At 73.8% G+C, this 23542-nt stretch carries 8 protein-coding genes; 2 read left to right on the forward strand and 6 right to left on the reverse strand.

Going from position 1 to position 23542, the window contains the following annotated elements:
- Positions 1-19: 19 nt before the first annotated feature.
- The 6 genes from ACIPFH_RS09615 to ACIPFH_RS09640 all read right to left on the reverse strand — a co-directional run bounded on the left by ACIPFH_RS09615 (position 20) and on the right by ACIPFH_RS09640 (position 20819).
- Positions 20-4033: an amino acid adenylation domain-containing protein gene (locus tag ACIPFH_RS09615; RefSeq protein ID WP_401824645.1), complete on the reverse strand. Its 4014-nt coding sequence runs from the start codon at positions 4031-4033 to the stop codon at positions 20-22.
- Between the two features lie 189 nt (positions 4034-4222).
- Positions 4223-5218, reverse strand: coding sequence for a hypothetical protein (locus tag ACIPFH_RS09620; RefSeq protein WP_401824647.1), 996 nt, complete (start codon positions 5216-5218; stop codon positions 4223-4225).
- A gap of 56 nt (positions 5219-5274) precedes the next feature.
- The gene (locus tag ACIPFH_RS09625; RefSeq protein WP_401824649.1) at positions 5275-10395 is read right to left on the reverse strand and encodes a hypothetical protein; all 5121 of its coding nucleotides are present in this window, start codon (positions 10393-10395) and stop codon (positions 5275-5277) included.
- A gap of 51 nt (positions 10396-10446) precedes the next feature.
- Positions 10447-12942 (reverse strand): amino acid adenylation domain-containing protein, encoded by a 2496-nt coding sequence (locus ACIPFH_RS09630; RefSeq protein ID WP_401824651.1) that lies wholly within the window; start codon positions 12940-12942, stop codon positions 10447-10449.
- A gap of 38 nt (positions 12943-12980) precedes the next feature.
- Positions 12981-19595: an amino acid adenylation domain-containing protein gene (locus ACIPFH_RS09635; RefSeq protein WP_401824652.1), complete on the reverse strand. Its 6615-nt coding sequence runs from the start codon at positions 19593-19595 to the stop codon at positions 12981-12983.
- A gap of 30 nt (positions 19596-19625) precedes the next feature.
- Positions 19626-20819: a cytochrome P450 gene (locus ACIPFH_RS09640; protein WP_401824653.1), complete on the reverse strand. Its 1194-nt coding sequence runs from the start codon at positions 20817-20819 to the stop codon at positions 19626-19628.
- Positions 20820-21022: 203 nt separating this feature from the next.
- Between ACIPFH_RS09640 and ACIPFH_RS09645 the strand changes: the two genes are divergently transcribed.
- Both ACIPFH_RS09645 and ACIPFH_RS09650 read left to right on the forward strand, forming a co-directional pair.
- On the forward strand, positions 21023-22276 hold the full coding sequence (locus tag ACIPFH_RS09645) for an MFS transporter (protein WP_359130389.1): 1254 nt from the start codon (positions 21023-21025) through the stop codon (positions 22274-22276).
- Positions 22277-22397: 121 nt separating this feature from the next.
- A complete protein-coding gene (locus tag ACIPFH_RS09650; protein WP_401824654.1) occupies positions 22398-23318 on the forward strand; it encodes a thioesterase II family protein in 921 nt (306 codons plus the stop codon).
- Positions 23319-23542 lie beyond the last annotated feature (224 nt).

Raw genomic sequence — 23542 nt, forward strand, 5'->3', positions numbered from 1 at the left:
GGGTCGTTTATCGGCTGAATCAGATTTCGTCGAAGGAGAGCGCGTCGTCGGCGATTTCGCGAAGTGCCTCCGCGAGAGCCGTCGTGTTCTCCTGGGCCACGAGCGTGAAATGGTTCCCGGGAATGTCCCGGGCGGTCAGGAGGGAAATCCGGGTCCCCCACCCGTGGTCGGGTGCGAGCAGGGCGGCGGGCAGCCGGAACCGCGGATCAGGGAAGGGCTCGGCGGCCCGCAGCAGATGGACCGGGCCGGCGAAGGCGCTGGGCGCGTAGTCCAGGAAGGCGGACCGGTGGCGCTCGAGCGTCACGCTCAGGCGCTCGGCCTCGGCAAGGTCGTCGGGGTCCTGGCCGGTGGGGGCCTCCCCGGCGAGCAGGTCCATGGCGGCGAAGGCCGTCCGGGCCGAGTCGGCGGCCTGCGCGTCGGCCAGTGCGGCCGGCGGGAGCCAGGTGTCGAGCAGGACGGTTCCCAGGACCTCGACCCCGCGGGCCTGCCAGGCGCGGGCCATCTCCAGGGCGATGCAGCCGCCCACGGACCAGCCGGCCAGCAGGACCGGTCGGGTGCCGCGGACCGCGTCGGCGGCCTGCGCGTAGCGGGCTGCCAGCTCCTCGATGCGCGCGCTGCCGGGGCCCGGTGCGTCGGCCGCCTGCACCGCGTACACGTCGTGGCTGTCGCCCAGCGCCTCGCCCAGCGCGCGGAAGGGCAGCGCCGAGCCTCCGGCCCCGTGCACGAGCAGGACGAGGGGGCGGCCCTGCGGGGGGACGAGCGGGACGATCGTCTCCCGGGCCGGATCGGCCGGGTGGGCCGGGGCCGCGTCGAGCCGGGCGGCGAGTTCGCGTACGGACGGTGCGGCGAACACGTCGCCGACCGTGGGCCGCAGGCCCAGTTCGCGCACGCAGGCGGAGATCAGCCGGAAGACCAGCAGGGAGTGGCCGCCCAGGGCGAAGAAGCCGTCGGTGACACTCAGTTCCCCGATGCCGAGGACCGAGCGGAAGATCGCCGCCAGCCGTGTCTCCGTGTCGCCCTCGGGCGCCACCAGCTCGGCCGATCCGGCCGCCGCCCGGGTGTCCAGAAGGTCCAGCAGCGCGGCCTCGTCGATCTTGCCGTTGACGTTGTACGGGATGTGGTCCACGGCGACCACGGCCGCGGGCACCATGTGGGCGGGCAGCAGGTGGCGGGCGTGCTGTTCCAGCTCGCGGGGTCCGGCCGCGGCCCCGGGTTCGAGCACCACGAAGCTCGCGATGCGGCCGTCGAAGGAGCGCGGGGCCAGGGCGGCGCAGGCCCGGACGTCGGGGTGGTCGCGCAGCACCGCCTCGATCTCGGGCAGCTCGATCCGCAGTCCCCGGATCTTGACCTGCCGGTCGATCCTGCCGAGGTGCTCGATGACCCCGTCGGGGCGGTGGCGGCAGAGGTCCCCGGTGCGGTACATGCGCCCGCCGACGGGCCCGAAGGGGTCGGGCAGGAAGCGCTCCGCGGTCAGCCCGGGCCGCTGGTGGTAGCCGTGCGCGAGGCCGATCTCGCCGCCGATGTACATCTCGCCGGGCATGCCGACCGGCAGGACCTCCTGGTCGGGCCCGAGGACGTAGACCCGGAAGTTGGCGCAGGGCCGGCCCAGGGGCAGCACCGGCACCCCGGGCTCGCGGGGGATGACCCCCTCGACGACGGTGCCCGCCTCGGTGGGGCCGCAGCAGTTGACCAGGTCCGCGTCGAAGCGTGCGTGGAAGGCGTCGCGCAGCCGCGGTTTGACCTCCTCACCGCCGATGACGACCCGGCGCAGCGAGCGGCAGCTGCCGGGTGGGGCGGCGTCGAGGAACACCTCCATCATGGTCGGGACGAAGAAGAGGGTCGTGACGCCGTACCTCTCGGTGAGGTCCAGCAGGTGCTCGGGGTCGCGCTGGCCGCCCGGGCGGGCCACGACGAGCCGGGCTCCGTGGTAGAGCGGCCAGAACAGCTCCCAGGTGGAGACGTCGAAGCCGTAGGAGGTCTTGAGGATGTTGGCGTCGCCGGGACCGAAGGGGTACTCGCGCTGGAGCCAGAAGATGTTGGCCAGCGCGCCGTCGACCGGGTAGGCGACGGCCTTGGGGCGGCCCGTGGAGCCAGAGGTGTAGAGCAGGAAGGCCAGGGCGTCACCGCGGGTGCGGATGCGCGGGTTGTGCGCCGGACCGCGGTCCCAGGGGCGGTCGGGGCCGGTCAGGCACAGCACCTCCCAGGGGCCGGCGGGCAGTTGGGCGGCGCCGCGGTCGTCGGCCAGGACCAGCTGCGGGCGGATGTCCTCCAGCATGAAGGCCATGCGTCCGTCGGGGAGTTCGGGGTCCATGGGCACGTACGCGGCCCCGGCCTTGGCGACCGCGTAGAGGGCGACCACCATCGTGAAGCTGCGGTCCATGCAGACGGCGACCTTGTCGCCGGGGCGTACGCCGCGCTCGGCCAGGTGGTGGGCGAGGCGGTTGGCCCGCTCGTTCAGTCCGGCGTAGGAGAGCTCCCCCTCGTCGTCGACGAGGGCGGGGGCGTCGGGGGTGCGGGCGGCCTGCTCCTCGAACGGCTCGGCGAGGGTGGCGTAACCGAACCGCGGCTTCTCGTAGCGGTTGAGGCCGTGCAGGATCTCGTCACGGCGTGCGGCGGAGAGCAGCGGCACCTGGCGTACGGGGGTCTGCGGTTCGGCCACCAGGGTGGCGAGCAGGTCCAGGTAGAGCCGGGCGAAGCCCTCGACGGTGGCGGGCCGGAACAGGTCGGCCGCGTACTCGAACAGCCCGTGGAAGCCGCCGCCGGGTCCCTCGTCGTCGATGGAGACGGACAGGTCGGTGCGGGCCGAGCCGGTGTCGATGACGGTCAGCGCGGCGCTCTCGGCGCCCTGGCCCAGGCGGACTCCGTCCTGGACGCCGAAGATGGTCTGGAAGACCGGGTTCACGCCGGGGGTGCGGGTGACGCCGAGGGCGGCGACGACCTGCTCGAAGGGCACCGACTGGTGGTCCTGGGCCTCCAGGACGGTGTCCCGGACCTGCCGGACGAGTGCGCGGAAGTCGGGGGTGCCGCGCAGGTCCGTACGCAGCGCGACGGGTTTGACGAAGCAGCCGACGACGTTCTCGGCCGTCTCGTCGTCGCGGCCGGCGAGCGGGGAGCCGACGACCACGTCGTCCTGGGCCGTGATCCGGGAGAGGAGAACGCTGTAGGCGGCGAGCAGGACGACGAACAGGGAGACGTTCTCGCGGGCGGCGAACGCCCGGACCCGTTCGGCCCGTTCGGGGTCGGCCGCGAACTCGGCGAACGCCCCGGCGCGCGATTCCGTCGCCGGGCGGGGCAGGTCGCGGGGCAGATCGAGGACCGGCAGGTCGCCGCCCAGACGGGTGGTCCAGTAGGCCAGCTCGCGGGCGGTGGTCGCCCGGTCGGCGGCGCGGGCGTGGGCGGCGGCGTAGTCGAGGTAGCCCACCCCGTGCGGGGGCGGCAGCGTACGGCCGGCCAGCAGTGCGGTGAGTTCCTCCATGACCTGGGTGACCGACCAGTGGTCGATGATCACGTGGTGGAAGCCCAGGACGAGCCGGGCGCGCCCCTCGGGCAGCAGCAGGGCGCTCAGCCGGAACATCGGGGCCTGGTCGGTGGGCAGCGGTGTTCGGGCGCCCTCGTGGGCGATCGCGGCGGCCCGGTCGGCGGCCTCCGGCGGCGCGAGGTCGCTCAGATCGTGCCAGGTGACGGCCGGTTCGACGCTGCCCGGGTCCTCCTGGTGGGGGAGGCCGTCGACCTCGACGATGCGTATGCGCAGGGCGTCGTGGCGCTCGGTCAGGGTTCGGACGGCGGATTCGAGGAGCCCGCGTTCGGGGGCGCGGTCGAGGTCCACCGTGTTGTAGAGGTTGTATTCGGCGCTGTGCGGAAATCGTTTGGTGAAATACCAGATACGGGCCTGCGCGGGCAGCAGCGGAACGCGGGTCCCGGGCGCCGTCCTGGTTGTCCCGGCGGCGGCCGCATTCTCCGATTTCCGACTGCGGAGTCTTTCTAGGAGCTGGGTCTGGCCGGCACTGAGCTGACTCACCTGTTCACACCCCACCGGTTTACGAGAGGACGGCTTCCTGACGATGAGAGGAAGTTATCCGACGGCCGGTGAATTCGACTGTCCCAGCTTTTCAGTCGAACGGGGAAAGGGGGCGCGGGAGGATCATTCGGCGGTGCGCGGACAGCACGGCGCGGGGCAGGCCGGCAGGCCGGGGGGGGCGGCCGCGCGGGGAAAGCCCGCGGGTCAGACGCCCGCCGGGGCGGCGCCGGAGCGGAAGGCCAGCCGGGGCCCCTCCCCCGCCCAGGAGTCGCCGCGCGCCAGCGCCCTGTCGAGTCGGCGCAGGCTCACCGACAGGGACAGGGTGAGCCACCGTCCCAGGTCCGGGTGGGAGGGGTGTTCCCACAGGCCACCGGCGCCGCGCAGACCGCGCAGGAACGCGGTCAGGTCCCCGATCCTGGCGTCCGCGGGCGAGATTCCGGTCCGGGAGGCCAGGTCGAGGACGAAGGCGAGGTCGAAGCGGGCGTGGTGGGAGATGAACCCGGCGGCCCGCTCCCGGCCGTGCATGCGGGAGATCTCGGTTCCCAGCGCCCATTCGTCCCGGGTCTCGCGGCGCAGCAGCAGATCGACGGCGCGACGGGCGGGTTCGGAGCCGGCGCGGCCGGGATGGAGCACCAGGGCGGCCAGCGCCGCCTGGGTGTTGGCGCGACAGCCGGGCGATCCGGGCAGCCGGCGGTAGGCGGGCACCCCGCCGGGTTGTCCGGCGACCAGTCCGGTCGGCCAGGAGCCGTCGGGGAGCCGCTGGTCGACGAGCCAGTCGTACGCCCGCTCCGCCCGGGGATCGGTGGCGGCGCCGACGGCGGCGAGGGCCCGCAGCGGAATCGACGCCTGGAGCGGGATCATGCTGTACCGGTCGTCGGTGCGGAAGAGGGTGAGCGGGAAGGCGCCGTCGGCGCGCTGTTCGGCGAGGACCCGCTCGTGGAGTTCGGCGACGCGCGGGTGGCTCCGCTCGAGGCCGAGGTGGCCGAGGCGGGCGAGGAGCAGGACCGATTCCTGGAAGTCGGCGGGCCGCGTCGCGAGCAGGTCGAGGGTGTCGGCGTCGGTGAGCCGACGGGCGGCCAGGTCGGCGTACTCGGGGTCGTCCTCGGGGACGTCGAGCAGTTCCGCCAGGACGCGGGCGCGCAGGGCGGGCGAGCGGTCGCCGAGCAGCAGCCACACGGCGTCGTCGGGTGCGGTCTCCACGCCCGACGGGTGCGACGCCGACGGGGACGAGGTCGGTGACGGGGACGGGGACGGGCTCACGACAGCACCTCGCGCAGGTACGGGGCGGTGGCGGTGGAGCCGGCCGCCAGGTCTTCGGGCGTGCCCTCGGCGACGACACGGCCGCCGTCGGGCCCGCCGCCGGGGCCGATCTCCAGGAGCCGGTCGCAGCAGGCGAGCAGCCGGACGTCGTGGTCGACGAGGAGCACGCTGTGGCCGCGGCGCACGAGACCGTCCAGGGCGTGCACGAGCTGTTCGACGTCCGCGTCGTGCAGTCCGGCGGACGGCTCGTCGAGGATGTAGAGGGTGGGGCGGGTGGCCGGCTTCGCGATTTCCCGTACCAGTTTGAGGCGTTGGCGTTCTCCGCCGGAGAGGGCGACGCCTGTCTGGCCGAGGCTGACATGCCCCAGGCCGAGCGCGACGGCCGCCCGCAGCACGACCGCGACCGGTTCGAGGTCCGCCCAGACCTCCAGGACCTCCTGGGCGGTCAGGCGTTCCAGGGCGGGCAGACTGTGCCCGCGCACCACGAGCTCGCGGACCTCGGCGCGGTAGCCGGTCGCCTCGCAGGCGTCGCACGGGCGGTGGACTGCGGGCATGAAGCCCATGTCCTCGGTGACGGCGCCCTTGCCCTTGCAGGCGTCGCAGCGGGGCTGGAGGTCGTCGGCGGCCAGCAGGCGCTCGCGGGCCGCGTCCGTGTCGGCGTACGCCGCGCGGAGCGGGGTGAGGATCTTCAGGAAGGCCCCCGGCGAGGTGATTCCGGTGCTGCTCTGGTCGGCGTGCCGCACCTGCCGGGGCGCGCCCTCGATCCGGGCGTGGGCGCCGGGGGCGACGGGGGTGGCGGCCGCCGAGGTGGTGAGCTTCTTGGGGGCCAGCGCACGGGCCACGATGTCGATGGCCAGGGTGGACTTGCCGGCCCCGGAGACCCCGCAGACGCCGGTGAGGACGCCGAGCGGGATCGCCACGTCCTGGCCGTCGAAATGGTTCTCCACGGGCGCCCGTACCGTCATCCAGCCGGTGGGTTCGGCCCGCGGTCCGGACACGCGCCCGGGCAGCGGGCGCCGGAGCAGCCCGCGGGCGGCGGGGTCGCGCACGACCTCGCCGGTGGGGCCCGCCGCGACGACGGTGCCGCCCTCGCGGCCGGACCCGGGGCCCATCACGACCACATGGCCGGCCCGGGCGACGAGCCGGCTGTCGTGGTCGACCAGGACGACGGTGTTGCCGCGCTCGGCGAGTTCCTCCAGGACGTCTCCCAGGACGTCGGTCTCGCGCGGGTGCAGGCCGCGCGAGGGTTCGTCCAGCAGGACGGTCATGCCGGTGAGGTCGGCCCCGAGCAGCGCGGTCAGACGCACCCGCTGGAGTTCGCCCGCGGACAGGGTGTTGGCCATCCGGTCCAGGTTCAGGTGCCCCAGGCCGACCCGGCCGAGGAACTCGAGGCGGCGCAGCACGAGGGCGTACGAGGAGGCCGCCCAGCCGGGGACCCCGACGGGCAGCGGCAGTGCCGCAAGGGCCGCGCGGACGGTCGAGACGGGCTCGCGGTGCAGGGCGTGCCGGTTCATCCCGGCGAGCTCGCGGTCGAGGAACTCCGGGCGCAGTCGACCGCCGCCGCAGGGCGGGCAGGAGACGCGCTCGGTGTACAGGCCGCCGACGTCCCACCCGTCCATGATGCGGAAGATGCCGCGCCACATGACGGTGGCGCCCGGGGTGACGCGGGCCCGGTCGGAGAGGGTGACCTTCTCCTGTCCGAACAGGAAGGCGTCGCGGGCCTCCTGGCTCATGTCCTGCCAGGGGGTGGTGTCGAGGTCGAAGCCGTACCGCTCGCCGAGTGCCTTGAGCATCCAGTAGCCGCCGTTGGCGGGCTTGGAGTGGTAGGAGCGCGGATAGAAGCCCGGCGAGTACATGGCGCCGTCGGCCAGCGGCCGGTCGGGCCGGGTGATGAGCCGTTCCACCACCGGTACGGCGACGGTGCCCATGCCGTGGCAGCGCAGACAGGCCGCCTCGTAGCGCAGCGGGGAGAAGTCGGAGGGGTCGGCGGGCGGTCCGGACAGCCCGCAGCCGGTGCAGGTCCACAGGGCGCCGGGCCGGTGGCCCGCGCGGCGCTGCTCGCCGCCGCAGCCGGGGCAGGTACGGGTGCCCGCGTAGGCCAGCAGGACGCCCAGGTGGGGGCCGAGGTCGGTGGTGGAGCCGACGGTGCTGCGCAGACCGGGTGTGCGGCCGCCGGCGCCGACGGCGAGCGTGGGGCCCAGTCCGGTGACGGAGGCGGCGCCCGACCGGGGTCCCTCGCGGACCGACTGGCGCTCGTAGAGGGAGAGGGACTCCAGGAGACGCCGGGTGGCCTCGGCCTCCAGGACGTCGCGGACGAGGGAGGACTTGCCGGAGCCGGAGACGCCGACCACGGCGGTGAGCGTGTTCTTGGGGAGGGCCACCGACACGTTGCGGAGGTTGTTCGCGGTGGCGCCGGAGATCTCGACGGCGGTGCGGGCCGGGCGGCGCGGGCGTGGCCGGGCCAGGGGCGCGGTCTCTTCGCGGGGCGGGGGTCCGGGCGGCCCGGCGTGCAGCAGCCGGCCGCCGGCGGGGCCGCTGCCCGGGCCGACGCGCAGGGTCCAGTCGGCCATGGCGGCGATGCTCTGGTGGTGTTCGACGACGACCACGGTGCAGCCCCGGTCGGTCATGGCGCGGAGCAGGGCGGCGAGGCGGGGCACGTCGGCGGGGTGCAGACCGGTGCTGGGTTCGTCGAGGTAGACCAGCTGGGCGGGTCGGCTCGCGGCGAGCTGCCGGGCGAGTTTCACCCGCTGGGCCTCGCCGCCGGAGAGGGTCGGGGAGGGCTGGCCCAGGGTGAGGTAGTCCAGCCCCACGTCGGTGAGGGCCCGCAGGATGCGGCGGGCCTTGGCGTCGTGGTCGAAGAGGGGCCGGGCCTCGCGCACGCTGAGGGCGAAGACCTCGGCGACGGAGTAGCCACGTCCGTCGGCGAGTTCGGCACGCAGGGCCAGGGCCTCGGCGGTGAAGCGGCGGCCGTCGCACGCCTCGCACTGCACCCACTCCGAGGGCAGGAAGCGGAGCTTGACCTCCACGGACCCGAGGCCGGCGCATTCGGGGCAGGCGCCCTCGCTGCGGTTGAAGGAGAAGATGCCGGCGTCGGTGCCGTTGGCGGCCGCGAGCACGGCCCGGATCCGGTCGGCGAGCCCGGTGTACGTGGCCGGGTTGGAGCGCGGATTGACGCCGATGGGTGACTGGTCGACGGTGAGCGGGACCAGCGCGGGACCGTCGAGGGCTTCGCAGCCGCGCGGTTCGCCGGCCTCCAGTGAGGCGACCAGCACGTCACGGACCAGGGTGCTCTTGCCGGCTCCCGAGGGGCCGGTGACCACGGTGAGGGCGCCGACGGGGAAGGCGCAGTCGAAGCCTGTCAGGTTGTGGTGGCGGGCGCCTCGGACGCGCAGCCAGGCGTCGGGGTCCGTCGTGGTGGCGAGCGTGGTGGAGCGTGCGGGCGCGGTGAGCTGCTCTCGGCCGGAGAACCAGCGGCCGGAGAGGGTGTCCGCCTCCCACAGTCCGGCCGGGGTGCCTTCGTAGACGACGTGGCCACCGCCCGGCCCGGCGCCGGGTCCGATCTCGATCACCCGGTCGGCTCCGGCGACGGCGGTGCGGTCGTGCTCCACGAGGACCACCGGGCCGGCCAGCCGCGCGAGTTGATCCATCAGCGTGCGGACCTGGTCGGGGCCCAGGCCGGTGGTCGGTTCGTCGAGGATGTGCAGCAGGTCCTCGACGTCGTTGGCGAGCAGCACCGCGATGCGCAGCCGCTGGGCCTCGCCGCGGGAGAGGGAGGGCGAGGACCGGTCGAGGGCCAGGTAGCCCAGGCCCAGGGAGCGCAGGGCCTGGAGCCTGGTGAGGATCTGCCGGACGGCCGCGTCGGCGTGGCCGGGCAGGGTGGCACCGGCCAGGACCGCGTGCGCCCGGTCGACGTCGAGGGCGAGAAGGTCGGCGAAGGTGTACCCGGCGAGTTCATGCGCGACGGCCGGGGACACCGGACCCGGCGCGGCGGGCTCCTCGCCGACCCGGGGCGCGGGGCCCGACGCGGCGGGCTCGGAAACGGCGGCGAGGGACACCGGACCCGACTCGGCGGGCTCGACGCCGACCCGGGGCGCGGGGCCCGACGCCGCAGGCTGGGGAACGACGGCCGGGGACACGGGACCCGACGCCGCGGGCTCGGCGACGGCGGCCGGGGACACCGGACCCGGCGCGGCGGGCTCGGGGGTGGTGCGCCGTGCGGTGGTGGGGGGTTTTCGGCCGGAGGAGTGGGCGGCCGCGCTGTCGGCGGCTCCGTTCCCCTTCGTCCGTGCCTCGCCGCGGAAGTCCTCGGGCCGCACCGGCGGCAGCGGCGCCCCGCAACTGGTGCACACCGCCGCCCGGGACAGCACCCGGGCCGGCCCGTCGGGCACGGTCAGGCGGACCTGGACGGCGCCGAGAGCGGCGGCCCGGTCGAGCAGGGCGCGGGCGGCCCGGGCGGGCGCCCCGGCGGTGAGGACCCCCAGGGTCACCTCGATGGTGTGGGCGCGGTCGGGGTCGAGCGGGCCGCCGTCCCAGGGGTGGTCGTCCACGGTGAGCCCGTCCGGCCCGAACCGCCCGGCCAGGTGCGCCAGGAAGCGGGCGTGACTGCCTTCGGCGCCCCGCACGAGCGGTGCGCCGACCTCCACCGAGCCGGCCGTGTCGGCCGTCCGCCGCAGGACGGAGAGCTGTTCCTCGGCGGAGAGGATCTCGCTCGTCGCGGCGCAGCGGAGGCAGCGCGGGGTGGCGAAGCGGGCGTAGAGGACCCGCAGGAAGGGGTGGACGCCTGAGGCGGTCGCCACGGTGGAGAGCGGGTTGCGGTTGAGGACGTTCTGGCCGACCGCGACGGCGGGGCGCAGGCCGTGGACGGCGCGGACCTGTGCGGCCCGGGTGGCGGCGCCGCCGCCGGAGCCTGCGAGGGTGGCCAGGAAGCGGTGCCTGGCCTCGCGGTGCAGGGTGTCGAAGACGAGGGAGGACTTGCCGGAGCCGGAGGCCCCGACCACCGCCGTGATGCCGTCGCCGAACGTGGCGTCGACGTCATGGAGGTTGTTCTCGGCCGCGCCTTCGATCCGCAGTGCTAAGCCGCTCACGTCCTCGGCGCCCGTCGTACCGCTCGTACTCACCGCTGAGCCCTTTCACCGCCCGGAACCGCGGGCCCGGTCCGTGCCGTGCGATCACAGCCGACTCAGGAGTGTAGCCGCCTCCTCGTCGGTCATTCCGGCGACCAGTTCGGTGAGCGCCTTCTCCACGGCCGAGGCCAGGGCCTCGACGGTCGGCTCCGCGAAGAAGTCGCGGACCGACACGCGCACGTCGAAGCCCGCGTTGATCCGGTTGAGGAGTTGCAGGGATTTCAGCGAATTGCCGCCCACGGAGAAGAAGTTGTCGGTGCGGGCGACCCGCTCGATGCCGAGGACCGATCGCCACAGCCCGGCGATCTCCCGCTCCAGCCCGGGGTGCGGCTCGTCGGTGCCGCCCCGGGCCTGCCGGTCGGCGGCGGTGGGCGCGGGCAGGCGCAGCCGGTCGAGTTTTCCGGAGGGGGTGTGGGGAAGGGCGTCGAGGCGGACGTACACGGCGGGCAGCATGTACCCGGGCAGCCGGCGGCCCGCGTACGCGGCAAGGTCCTCGACGTCCTCGGTGTCGGCGACGACGTGAGCGGCGAGTTGGGCGGCCCCGTCCTCGTCGCGGAAGACGGAGACGGCGCAGGCGCGGACCTCGGGGTGGCCTGCGAGGACGGCCTCGACCTCGCCGGTCTCCACCCGGCAGCCGCGGATCTTGATCTGGTCGTCCACCCGGCCGAGGTAGTGGATCTGCCCGTCGGGGCCGGTGGCGACCAGGTCGCCGGTGCGGTAGAGCCGCTCGCCGGGCTCGACCGGGTAGGGGTGGGGGACGAAGCGCTCGGCGGTCGGCGCGGGGCGGCCGAGGTAGCCGCGGGCCAGCCCGCCGACGCCGGAGACGCAGAGTTCGCCAGGGACGCCGGGCGGTACGGGACGCAGGTCGTCGTCGAGGACGAACAGCCGGTAGAGGCCGATCTGGCGGCCCAGGGGCAGTCCGCCGGTGCCCGCGTAGGAGCGGCCCTCCCAGCCGGCGACCTCCGAGGTCTCGGTCTGGCCGTAGAGGTTGTGCAGTTCCGCGTCGAACCGCTCGGTGAACCGCCCGAGCAGGTGGCTTCCGGCGGCCTCGCCGGAGAGCTGGACCCAGCGCAGGTCGGGGGCGGGGGTGCGGGGAGCGAGGTCGAGATAGGCGTTGAGGAGGGAGGGCACGAAGTGGACGAAGACGGTCCGCTCGGTGGCCAGCAGTGCGCTCAGGTGGACGACGTCGGACTCGGCGCCCGGGTCCGCCATGAGGATCGTGGCGCCGGCGGCCAGCGGCCCGAACAGTTCCCAGATCGCCACGTCGAAGATGAGCGGAGTCTTGTGGACCACCCGGTCACCGGGGTTCAGGTCGTAGCGGCGGCCGAGCCAGGCCAGCCGGCCGGTGGCACACCGGTGGTCGATGAGCACGCCCTTGGGGGTGCCGGTGGAGCCCGAGGTGTAGTAGGCGTACGCGGCGTGGTCGAGCGTCACCTCGGCCTGCGGCGGGTGCGGTGCGGAGCCCTCGGTGGGGACCCCCACCAGCGGTACGGGCAGGGCGGCGAGACGTGCGCGCTGTGCCTCCTCGACCACGACGGCGTGCACCTGGGCGTCGGCGGTGACGACCGCCACGCGCTCGACGGGCACGGCCGGGGCGAGGGGGACGAAGGCGGCGCCGCGCTTGAGGACGGCCAGCAGGGCCACCACCAGTTCGGCGGAGCGTTCGACGCACACACCGACGAGGCTCTCGGGGCCCACGCCCGACTCGGCCAGGGTGGCGGCCAGCAGGTTGGCACGGCCGTCGATCTCGCCGTACGTGGTGGAGCGGCCGCCCGCCTCGACGGCGACGGCGTGCGGGTCGCGGCGGGCGGCGTCCTCGAAGGCCGTGTGCAGGGGCCGCAGGTCGGGGTAGCGCTCGTGGTGGGCGTTGGCGGCGGCGGCCGTCTCGGCCTGGTGGGCCTCGGAGAGCAGCGCCAGCTCCTCGACGCGGGCCCCGGGGCGGGCCGTGGCGTCGGTGAGCAGGGTGAGCAGGGCGGCGGCCCAGCCGGGTGCGTCGGCCCCGGCCGGCAGGTCCGCGGGGTACAGGGCGCCGGACAGCGGGCCGCCGTCCTCGGCGACGACGTCGACGACGGTCCCCGCAGCGGCATCCGCCGCGGCCCGCGGCCCCTCGGGGGTGGTGGACCAGACGAAGAGGATCCGCTCGACGGCGCGGTGCGGCCCGGCGCTCCCGCCGGGGCGGGTGTCGCCCGGGCCGGTGTCCGCGGGCTGTGCGGTGGGGCCGTGCAGGAGGCCGGCGTGCACGTCCCGCGCGAGGTCCGCGAAGGACCGGTCGCCGGAGACCGCCACCGGGATCACCCGGTCCTGGCCGGGTTCGGTGCGGATCTCGGCGTTCTCCCGCCGGGTGTACCGGAACTGGGTGGCGAGAGTGGCCGCGAGCAGGACGGCCTGCTCGCGTACGCCCAGGTGGGAGGCGGTTTCGGAGAGCGCGCGGCGGGAGGCCGCCGTCGGCCGGAAGGGCACCCCGGGCGGGGCCTCGGCGGTCGAGGCGTCGTGGTCCGTGGTGGCGGCGCGCGCGACGGATTCGTTCAGGGTGCTGGTCACTGGCTTCTCCTCGTGAGGCACGTGGGCGGGCGCGTGGGTCACAGCGCGGTGGCCGGTCGGGCGAGCTCGTTGACGTGCTGGGCGAGTTCGTCGACGTGCTGGGCGAGTTCGCCCAGGTTCTGCGTCGTGTAGAAGGCGATGAGGTCGACGTTCACGCCCGTCCGCTGCCTGATCCGGGAACTGATCCGGGTGACGAGGAGCGAGTGGCCGCCCAGCGAGAAGAAGTTGTCGAGCAGCCCCACCCGGTCCACTCCCAGGGCGTCGGCCCAGATCTCGGCGAGTTCCTTCTCCAGGGGCGTGACCGGCGGGACGTGGGGCGCACCGCCCCGCGTGTCGGCGTCCCGCGGGGCCGGCAGGGCCGTGCGGTCGACCTTGCCGTTGGCGGTCAGGGGCAGGGCGTCGAGGAAGACGAACGCCGCGGGCACCATGTAGCCCGGGAGCCGGCCCGCCAGGTGTTCGCGCAGTTCCTCGGCCTGCACCGGGCGGGCGCACACCAGGTGGGCGACGAGCCGCCGGTCGTCCCCGGGGCGCTGGTCGACGCCGACGACGGCCTGGGCCACGTCGGGGTGGGCCGCCAGGTGCGCCTCGATCTCGCCGGGTTCGATGCGGTGACCGCGCACCTTGACCTGCTGGTCGGCGCGGCCCAGGCAGACCAGTTCCCCGTCCGCCGTCCAGCGCACCAGGTCGCCCGTGCGGTACATCCGGGTGCCCGGTGCGCCGAACGGGTCGGGCAGGAAGCGGTCGGCCGTCAGCTCCGGGCGGTTCAGATAGCCCCGGGCCAGGCCCTCCCCCGCGAGGTACAGCTCGCCCACGACCCCGACGGGGACCGGGTTGAGCGCGCTGTCGAGGACGTATGCCCGGGTGTTGCGCAGCGGGCGGCCGATCGGCGGACCGCCGGCGACGGTCTCCCGCGTGTACCAGGCGGTGGCGTAGACCGTCGCCTCGGTGGGCCCGTAGAGGTTGCCGAGCAGTCCCGCGCCGACCGCGTCGGCGATGTCCCGGGCGGCCTGGGCGGCGAGCGGCTCGCCGGCCAGGACCACGGTGTCGGCCCGGGCGCGCACGGAGCCGGTGGCGATGAGCTGGGCGAGCGCGGAGGGGACGCCGCTGAGCAGGGAGGCCCGGTAGGGGCCCGTGTCCGGGTCGGCGAGGCTGAGCAGGGACGGCAGGATCTCGACCGAGCCGCCGTTCAGGAGCGGGCCGAAGATCTCGAAGACCGACACGTCGAAGCTGAGCGAGGTGGCTGCCAGCACCCGGTCCAGGACGCCCCCGGGGAAGGCGTCGCCTGCCCAGGCCACCAGGTTGACGACGCTGCGGTGGGCGACGACCACCCCCTTGGGGCTGCCGGTGGAGCCGGAGGTGTGGATGGCGTAGGCCGGGTGCAGCGGGTGCAGGGCCGTGGTGCGGTCGGCGTCGGTCAGGGGGTGGCCGGGCAGGGCGGCGAGGGCCGCGGCGGTGTCTTCGTCGTCCAGGACCAGGACCGGGACGGAGGCGGCGCCCGCGATGCGGTCCAGGACCGGCCGGGCGGTGAGCACCAGGGCCGGTGCGGCGTCCGCCAGCACCAGGGCGATCCGGTCGGTGGGGTAGGCCGGGTCCACGGGGAGGTAGGCCGCGCCCGCTTTGAGGACCGCCAGGACGGCCACGAGGAGTTCTCCGGTGCGGGGCAGGGCGACGGCCACGAAGTCGCCGGGGCCGATCCCGCGTGCGGTCAGGTGCCGTGCCAGTCGGGAGGCCCGCGCGTCGAGGGAGGCGTAGGTGAGGGTGGTCCCGGCGTGGTGGACGGCCGGGGCGTGCGGGGTGGCGGCGGCCTGCGCCTCGAACAGGGCAGGCAGGGTGGTGTGCGGCACCTCGGCCACGGGTCCGGCCCAGGTGTCGAGGAGCTGGGCCCGGTCGGCGTCGTCCAGCAGCGGCAGGGCGTCCAGGGTGGTGGTGGCGTCCTCGGTGACGGCCCGCAGCAGCCGCAGATAGCAGTCGGCGAAGCGTTGCACGGTGGCGCGGTCGAACAGGGCGGTGGCGTACTCCAGTTCGCCGGCCAGGGTGCCCTGGCCGGTCTCGGTCAGGTAGAGGCTGAGGTCGAACTTGGCCATCCAGGTGTCGCTTCTGTGGGCGGCGGGGGCCACCCTCAGCGCGGGGCCGTCGCCCTGGGCGCCCGCTGCGGTCACCGAGGCCGGGTAGTAGCCGAAGGCGGTCTGGAAGACGGGATGGCGCGAGACGTCGCGCTCCGGCTGCACCTCGTCGACCAGCAGCTCGAAGGGCAGGTCCCGGTGGCCGTGGGCGTTGAGCACCGAGGCGCGGACCTGGTCGAGGTGGTCGCTGAACCTCTGGCCGGCGTCGGTGCGGGAGCGGACCACGAGGGAGTTGACGAAGAGGCCGATGAGCGGTTCGGTCTCGACGGCGGTGCGGTTGCCCGAGAAGTAGCCGACGCACAGGTCGTCCTGGCCGCTGAGGCGGTGCAGAAGGGCGCTGTAGGCGGCCATGGCCGTCATGAAGACGGTGGAGCGGGAGCGTTCCGACAGGGCGCGCAGCCGTGCGGTGAGCTCGGTGTCGACGGTGAAGCCGACCGCGTCGCCCTCGAAGTCCGGTAGCGGTGGGCGGGTCCGGTCGGCGGGCAGGTCGAGGGCCTGCTGGGCGCCGGCGAGGTACTGGCGCCAGTACTGGAGGTGGTCCTGGAGGGCGACGCCCTGGAGCTCGGCGCGCTGCCAGGCGGCGTAGTCGGCGTACTGCAGGCCGAGTTCCGGCAGCGGGGAGGGCAGACCGTGTGCGAACGCCTCGTACAGGGCGGCGAGTTCGCCGATGAGGATGTCCGCCGACCAGCCGTCGAAGACGATGTGGTGGATCGTCAGGGAGAGGGTGTGCCGGTCGGGGGCGGTGCGGACGGCGGTGGCCCGCAGCAGCGGTCCGGTCTCGACGTCGAAGGTGGCCGACGCGTCGCGGCGGATCACCTCGGCGGCCGCGGCGTCCGGGTCGGCCGCCGCGGTGGCGTCGACGAGGTCGAGGGGCCAGTGGGCGTCGGTGTCCACCACGGGTACGGCGGTGCTGCTGCCCAGGCTGAAGCGGGTGCGCAGGGTCTGGTGGCGGCGGACGATCTCGTCGAGCGAGGCGCGCAGCACGTCGGCGTCGAGCGTGCCGCGCAGTTCGAGTGGGATGGCCACGTTGTAGAGCCCGCCCGCGGGTTGCAGCAGGTGCAGGAAGAGCATCCGCTCCTGGGCGAAGGAGGTGGTGGGGGCCGTGCCCGCGGGCAGGGGCAGCAGGTCGCGGGTGCCGCCTTCGGTGTGCCCGATCAACTGGGCGAGCTGGGCGACGGTGGGCCGGTCGTAGAAGTCGCGCACCGAGATGCGGGCGCCGCAGGCGCGGTCCAGCCGGGACAGGACCTGGGTGACGAGGAGGGAGTGGCCGCCCAGGGCGAAGAAGTCGTCGAAGGCGCCGACGCGTTCGACGCCGAGGATCTCCTGCCAGACACCGGCCACGATGTGCTCGCCGCCGGTGCGCGGGAGCACGAATTCGGCGCCGGTGTCGGCGGTGGACGCGTCGGGGGCGGGCAGGGCGTCCCGGTCGGTCTTGCCGTGGCGGGTCAGCGGCAGCGCGTCGAGGGTGACGAAGGCGGAGGGGACGGCATGGGCGGGCAGCCGGTCCAGGAGCCGGCCGCGCAGCGCGGCGGTGCCCGGCGGGTCGTGCGGGTCCGTGGGCACGACATAGGCGGTGAGGTGGGTGAAGCCCTGCTCGCCGGTGCGGGTGGTGACGACGCACTCCCGGACTCCGGGGGTGCGGCGCAAGGTGGCCTCGATCTCGCCGAGTTCGACGCGCATGCCGCGGATCTTGACCTGGTGGTCGGTCCGGCCGAGGTAGTGCAGGCCGCCGTCGGAGCGGCGGCGGACCAGGTCCCCGGTCCGGTACATACGGCTGCCGGGCGGACCGTAGGGGTCGGGCAGGAACCGGTCCGCGGTCAGGTCCGGACGGCCCGCGTATCCCCGGGCCAGGCACGGACCGGCCGCGTACAGCTCACCCGCCACCCCCTCCGGAACCAGCCGCAACGCCTCGTCCAGCACATAGATCCGCGTGTTCCACACCGGTGCGCCGAGGGGGGACACCTCGGGCCAGGTGGCGGGGGCGGCGCCGAGGCGGTGGGCGGTGACGACCTGGATCTCGGTGCCGCCGTAGTGGTTGTGCAGGCGGCGGCCGGGACGCCGGCGGAAGAACTCCCGGACGGCGTCGCTGAGCACCAGCGCCTCACCGGCCTGCGCGACATGCGTGAGAGCGGGCAGGGTCCGGCCCTGCTCCAGCGCCGCCCGGCACAACAGCTCGATCACGATGTTCGGAGCGAACAGATCGGTCACACCGTGCTCCTCCAACCACGGCACGAACGCCTGCGGAGCACGCCGCACATCCTCCGGGACGACCGTGAGCGCCGCGCCGCCGAGGAGGGCGAACAGCATCTCCTGCACGGAGACGTCGAAGCTGAGCGCGGTGAACTGCGTGACGATGCGGCCGGGGCCCGTGGGTTGGTCCGCGAAGTGCCAGTCCATCATGTTGAGCAGGGCGGCGACGGTCATCAGCACACCCTTGGGACGCCCCGTGGAACCCGACGTGTACAGCAGATACGCACCCGCGTCACCCACCGCCACAGGCCGCGCGCCCACCGGCTCCACCGCACACCCCGTCAACTCGTCATCCAGAACCAACAACGGCACACCCCACCCCTCGAACCGCGCCGCACCCACCGCATCCGTCACGATCACCACCGGACACGCATCCCGCACCATCAACCGCACCCGCTCACCCGGCAACTCCGGATCCAACGGCAAATACACACCCCCCGACTTCAACACCCCCACAAACGCCGTCACCGCCAACTCCGAACGCGGCAACGACACCGCCACCACCGACTCCACCCCCACCCCACAACCACCCAACGACCACGCCACCCGATCCGCCCGACCATCCACCTCCCCATACGACCGGCACACCCCACCCTCCACCACCGCGAGCTCGTCGCCCCAGGTGCGGGCCCCCTGCTCGAACCACTGGGCGAGGGAACCGGCGCGGACCGCGGCGGCCGGCCCGGCGGCGGGAGCCTCGACGGTGAGCGGGGGGATCTCCTGCGGGGTGAGCACGGGCAGGTCGAGGACGCGGGTGCCGGAGTCCTGGGCGATGCCTTCGAGGAGGCTGGTGTACTTGCGGACCAGCCCCTCGACGGTGGAGACGTCGAAGAGCGCGGTGCTGTATTCGAAGCAGCCGTAGAGGGATCCGTCGGGCAGCTCGGAGACGAACAGCGACAGGTCGAACTTCGCGGTGGTGCTGGGCTGTTCGACGGGGGTCAGGGTGAGCCCGGGCATCCGGTACTCCTGCTGCCCCTGGTAGGAGAACATCACGTCGAACAGCGGCTGACGGGCCTGGCCGCGGCTGGGCCGCAGGGCCGCGACCAGCCGGTCGAAGGGCAGGTGGCGGTGGTCGTAGGCGTCGACGACGCCCGTGCGCAACTGGTCGAGCAGACCCTCGAAGGCGGGGTTGCCCGACAGGTCGGACCGGATGACGACGGTGTTGGCGAAGTAACCGGCGAGGGCGGCGGCGTCGGGGTGGGCGCGGCCGTCGACGGGTATGCCGACGCACACGTCGTTCTGCCGGCACCAGCGTCCCATCAGGACGTGGAAGCCGGCGAGCAGGACCATGAACGGCGTGGCCGAGCAGCGGGCGGCGACCCCCCGCAGGGCGTCGGAGAGCTCGACGGGCAGGGTGAAGCCGACCGAGCCGCCCGCGAAGTCGGCCCGTTCCCCGCGCGGCCGGTCGAGCGGCATGTCCAGGCCCTGGGGAGCGCCGTCGAGGCGGTCACGCCAGTAGGCGACCTGGGCCTCCAGCTCGTCGTCGCCCAGGGTGCGGCGCTGCCACAGCGCGTAGTCGGCGTACTGGGCGGGCGGTTCGGGCAGCGGGGAGGGGAGTCCTGCGCGGAAGGCGCCGTAGAGGGCTTCGAGTTCGGCGTAGATCAGACCGAGCGAGGGGCCGTCGACGATGATGTGCTGGGCGTTGAGGGCCAGGACATGGACGTCGGGCCGGAGTTTCTGGAGCTGGACGACGAACAGCGGGTCGTTCTCCAGGTCGAAGTGGATGGCGAAGTGCCGGTCCAGTTCGCGCTGGGAGCGCTCGGCGAGCAGGTGGTCGGGCTCGGCGCTGAGGTCGATGTGGGTGAGGGACACGCGTTCGTCGGGGACGGGCCGCTGGAAGACCGTGCCGTCGACGGTGCCGAACCGGCTGCGCAGCACCTCGTGTCGGCGGACGGTCTCGTCGAGCGCGCGGTGCAGCGCCGGGACGTCGAGGCTGCCTTCCATACGCAGGACGACGCCGACGTTGTAGCTGGCGTCGAGTCCGAGGCGGTCGAGGAACCACAGGCTCTCCTGGCCGTACGACAACGGCAGCAGGTCGGGGCGGGGCTGCCCGTCCAGCGGTTCGGGAGCCTCCTGCGGGGAGGCCGCGCCGGTGTCGGGAGCCGGACCCTCGGGCTGCGCGAGGACATGGAGGATGTCCTCCTTGTGGGTGCGCAGCCGGGCGAGGCGCTCGGTGCCGAGGGAACCGGCGGGGCGAAACCGCAGCCTGCCGTCCTGCACCCACAACTGCACGCCGTCTGCGGCCAGTTCGTCGAGGAGGTCGCGCGCTGCTGCTGTCATGGCTGCCCTATCTACTCTGCGGATCGGCGGTCAGTGCGGGCGGAGCGTGAGCGGCAGGGAGGTCAGGCCGCCGAGGATGTGCGAGGCGATGTGCCGCGGCTCCCCGCTGACCTCGATCTCCGCGGGCAGCCGGGCCAGTTCGTCGAGCATGACCTTGATGGTCAGCCGGGCGAGGTTGGCGCCGATGCAGAAGTGGCCGCCGCCGCCGAAGGCGACGTGGTGGTTGGGGGTCCGGTCGAGCCGGAAACGGTCGGGCTCGTCGAAGACGTTCTCGTCCCGGTTCAACGACGGCAGCCAGACGGTGACGGCGTCGCCCGCGGCCACGTGCACGCCGTCGAGGACGGTGTCGTGCTGGGCGGTGCGCAGAATGTGGGTGACCGGGGCGGTCCAGCGCAGGAACTCCTCGGCGGCGGTCTTCAGCCGGACCTCGCCGGCCCGCAGGGCCGCCCACTGGTCGGGGCTGCGCAGCAGGGCCAGCATCCCGGCGCCGACGGCCTGACGAGTGGTCTCGTTCGCGGCGACGATCACGTTGTCGCAGGTGAGGATGACTTCCTCGTCGGTGATGTCGAGTCCGTCGGCCTGGGCGGAGACCAGGGCCGAGACCAGGTCGCGGCCGGGGTCGCGCCGCTTCTCCTCGATGATCCCGGAATAGTGCTGCATGATTTCGAAATGGGCGATCTGGGCTTCTATTCCATCGATGTCCGTGGAATTCTCGGCGGCCTCGGTGGTGACTTTCGCCAGCATTTCCACGTCGTCCATGGAAATGCTGAGAAGTTCGGCGGAAACGGCGAGCGGGATCCGAGCGGCGATGTCCTTGACGAAATCACAGCGGCCGGCCTCCACCACTCCCATAAGGGCTCCGCGCACCACGTCACGGGTGCGTTCCTCCATTCTGGCGACGGCCCGCACGGTGAACAGGCCCATGATCGCTTTGCGCAGCCGGTCGTGGCGGGGCGGGTCGCTCAGCGCCATCATCTTCCCCGCGCCGGGGTAGGGGTCCCTGAAGTTCGGCCGCAGGAAGATGCCCTTGGTCGAGGTGAACCGCTCCCAGTCGGTGAGGACTTCGAGACCCGCGGCGTGTGTGGTGACCGCCCAGTAGCCGCCGTGCTCCCCGTACTCGTGCCAGGACACCGGGCTCTCGCGCCGCAGCCTGCGCCAGACCGCGTGGGGGTCCCCGTGGGAGTACAACATCGGATCGGTGAGCGCGACGGTATCGGTCAGCACGATTGCCCCTCGAATTCAGCGCCGGTATTCCTCTGTCCGAGGTCCGAGAGTAGAAGTGTTCGATGGCGCACACGGCACAGTCGAACGCTGCGGGAACGGCCGGAGGGGAGCTGTAGATTGTCCGGGCACCCGCCCCTGGCCATGGCCGGGTCTCCCGGCGAGGGGGCTCGTTGCGGGAACTCGACGACTGAAACGGCTACCCGATGGCTACTCCGCTCCTCGACCGCATACCCGCACTGCTGCACCAGGTCGCCTTCCGCAGATTCTGGACGGCGCAGACGATCTCGTTCCTGGGGGACCAGGTCAGCACGATCGCCCTGCCCCTGACGGCGGTGCTGGCCCTGAACGCCTCGGCCGCCCAGATGGGCATGCTCGGCGCGCTGGCCTCACTGCCGAACCTGCTGTTCTCGCTGCACGCCGGCGGTTTCGTGGACCGCAGCGGCAAACTGCGCCGCATCATGGTGCTGTGCGACCTCGGCCGTGCCGCGGCGCTGGCCACCGTGCCGGTCGCGTACGCGCTGGATTGTCTGACGTTGCCACAGCTGTGGGCGGTGGCCTTCGTGACGGGCACCCTGGCCATGCTGTTCAACGTGGCGAGCAACAGCATGTTCGCCGCCCTGGTGGAACGCGCCGACTACGTCGCGGGCACCTCCCTCACCCGTGGCAGCTTCTCCTTCTCCTGGGTCGCGGGACCGGGACTGGGCGGCATGCTCGTCCAGGCCCTCTCCGCCCCGGTGGCGCTCGTCGCCGACGTCGTCTCCTTCCTCACCTCGGGGCTCCTGCTGCGCTCGATCAACCCGCGCGAGCCGGAGCCGACGAAGCACAAGGAGCCCTCGCACATCCGGGAGGGCTTACGGTTCGTCAACCGCACCCCCGTGCTGCGGGCGAAGTTCCTCGGCGGCGGCTTCCTGAACCTCTTCTACACGATCTACTTCACCCTCTTCCTGCTGTTCATCGCGCGCGACCTGGACCTTCCCCCGTGGATGATCGGCCTGGCGCTGGGACTCGGTGCGATCGGCGCCCTCGCGGGGTCGTTCGTGACGGGCTGGTTCACCCGCCGGATCGGCCTCGGCCTGACGTTCATCGCCGGCTCGATCCTGTTCCCCGGCGCGCTGGTGCTCGTGCCGTTCGCGCCGTCGAACCACTGGGTGGCCTTCGGCCTGGTGATCGCCGCCGAACTGCTGTCCGGCATGGGCCTGATGCTGTGCGACATCGCCGGATCCTCCCTCCAGCAGGCGCTGACGCCCGACCGGTTCCGCTCCCGGGTACAGGGCGCCTACCTGGCCCTGATCCACGGAGTGCGGACCGCCGGCGCGCTCGTCGCGGGCGCGCTCGGCACCTTGATGGGCTACCGGCCTGCGCTGTGGCTGGCCGTGATCGGCGGTGTGATCAGTGTGCTGCCGCTGCTGCTCGCGCCGGTGGCCGGGATGAAGACCCTGCCCGACCAGGCCGAGTGAGCCGACGGCCCGTTCCCGGCCGTATTCCGTGGCCCCGACGGCCCGCGCGCGCCGTGGCCGCGCCGTCGCCCGTCCGATCGTCTCGACAGCCCACCGCCCCGACCTTCCGCAGGGAGATGCCATGTCGTTCCTCGTCGACCAGCTGATGGGTGAGGCCCGGCGCCGCCAGGTGCGGCTGTGGGTCGACTCGTCCGGGGTCCTCCGGCACGCCGGTCCGCCGGCCGCGCTGGACCAGCGGTTCGTGGCACTGCTGCGGTCCCAGGCCCGGCCCCTCGCCGACCGGATCGGCCGCGAGGCCCCGAACCGATGGTTCAAACACCTCGCGGGGGACGGGGACCTGGTCCTGTACCTCCTCCCGGCCGCCGGGGCGGGTCCCGGCCGCTACCAGTCCTGGGCGGCCGCCGTCCCCGACGGGGTACGGATCGAGGCGGTGCTGACACCGGGGCGCGAGGAGCGTTTCAACGAGGCTCCGTTCACGGATGTCGAAGCGCTGGCCGACCGGATCGCCGAGCACATCCTCGGGCACGCCGGAGAGCGGCCGTTCGCCCTGTTCGGCCACAGCACCGGGGCGCTCGTCGCCCGAGAGGTGACTCGGCGGCTGTCCGCGTCCACCCGCGCGCAGCGGGCCCTGTTCGTCGCGGGCGCGCTGCCCCCGCACCTGGTCCAGGAGCAGACCTCCGCCCCGTCGGACGAGGAGCTGCTCGGGAACCTGGCCGCCTGGGGAGGCACCCCGGAGGCGTTGGTGTCCGATCCCGGATTCCTGCGGACCTTCCTGCCGACCCTGCGCGCGGACATGCGGCTGTTCCACTCCTGCCGCAAGGAGCTCACCGAGGAGGAGCGCACCGCCGTACCGGTGACGGTGCTCGGCGGACTGCGGGACTCGACCGTCCCGGAGGGCCAGTGCGCGACCTGGGAGCCGTGGACGCGCGGCCCGTTCTCGGTGCGGATGGTCGAGGGCGGTCACTTCTTCCCGGTGACGGCCGCCGAGGAGGTCCTGAACACCGTGACCCGAACCCTGGCCGCCCACCCCGCCCCGGCCTGATCCGGATCCACGGGCCCCTGCGGGCCGAGGCCCCCGCGGGCCGCAGCGAGCGGGGCAGGAGTCCCTGCGGGCCGCGGCGAGCGGGCCGGGACATGCGGGCACCGGCACGGAAGCGGGGGGGGGGGGGGGGGGGGCGCCCGCCCCCGCCCCCCCCCCCCCGCGGCCCGCCGGGGGGGGGGGGGGGGGGGGGGGGGGGGGGCGGCCGAGCGGCGGGTGGGGGGGGC

The sequence above is a fragment of the Streptomyces sp. NPDC088157 genome, assembly GCF_044741545.1.
GTDB lineage: Bacteria > Actinomycetota > Actinomycetes > Streptomycetales > Streptomycetaceae > Streptomyces.

Bases quoted from the DNA above. Each gene is read 5' to 3' on its own strand.
- ACIPFH_RS09635 (WP_401824652.1), bottom strand. From the start codon at position 19,595: ATGACAGCAGCAGCGCGCGACCTCCTCGACGAACTGGCCGCAGACGGC.
- ACIPFH_RS09645 (WP_359130389.1), top strand. From the start codon at position 21,023: ATGGCTACTCCGCTCCTCGACCGCATACCCGCACTGCTGCACCAGGTC.
- ACIPFH_RS09650 (WP_401824654.1), top strand. From the start codon at position 22,398: ATGTCGTTCCTCGTCGACCAGCTGATGGGTGAGGCCCGGCGCCGCCAG.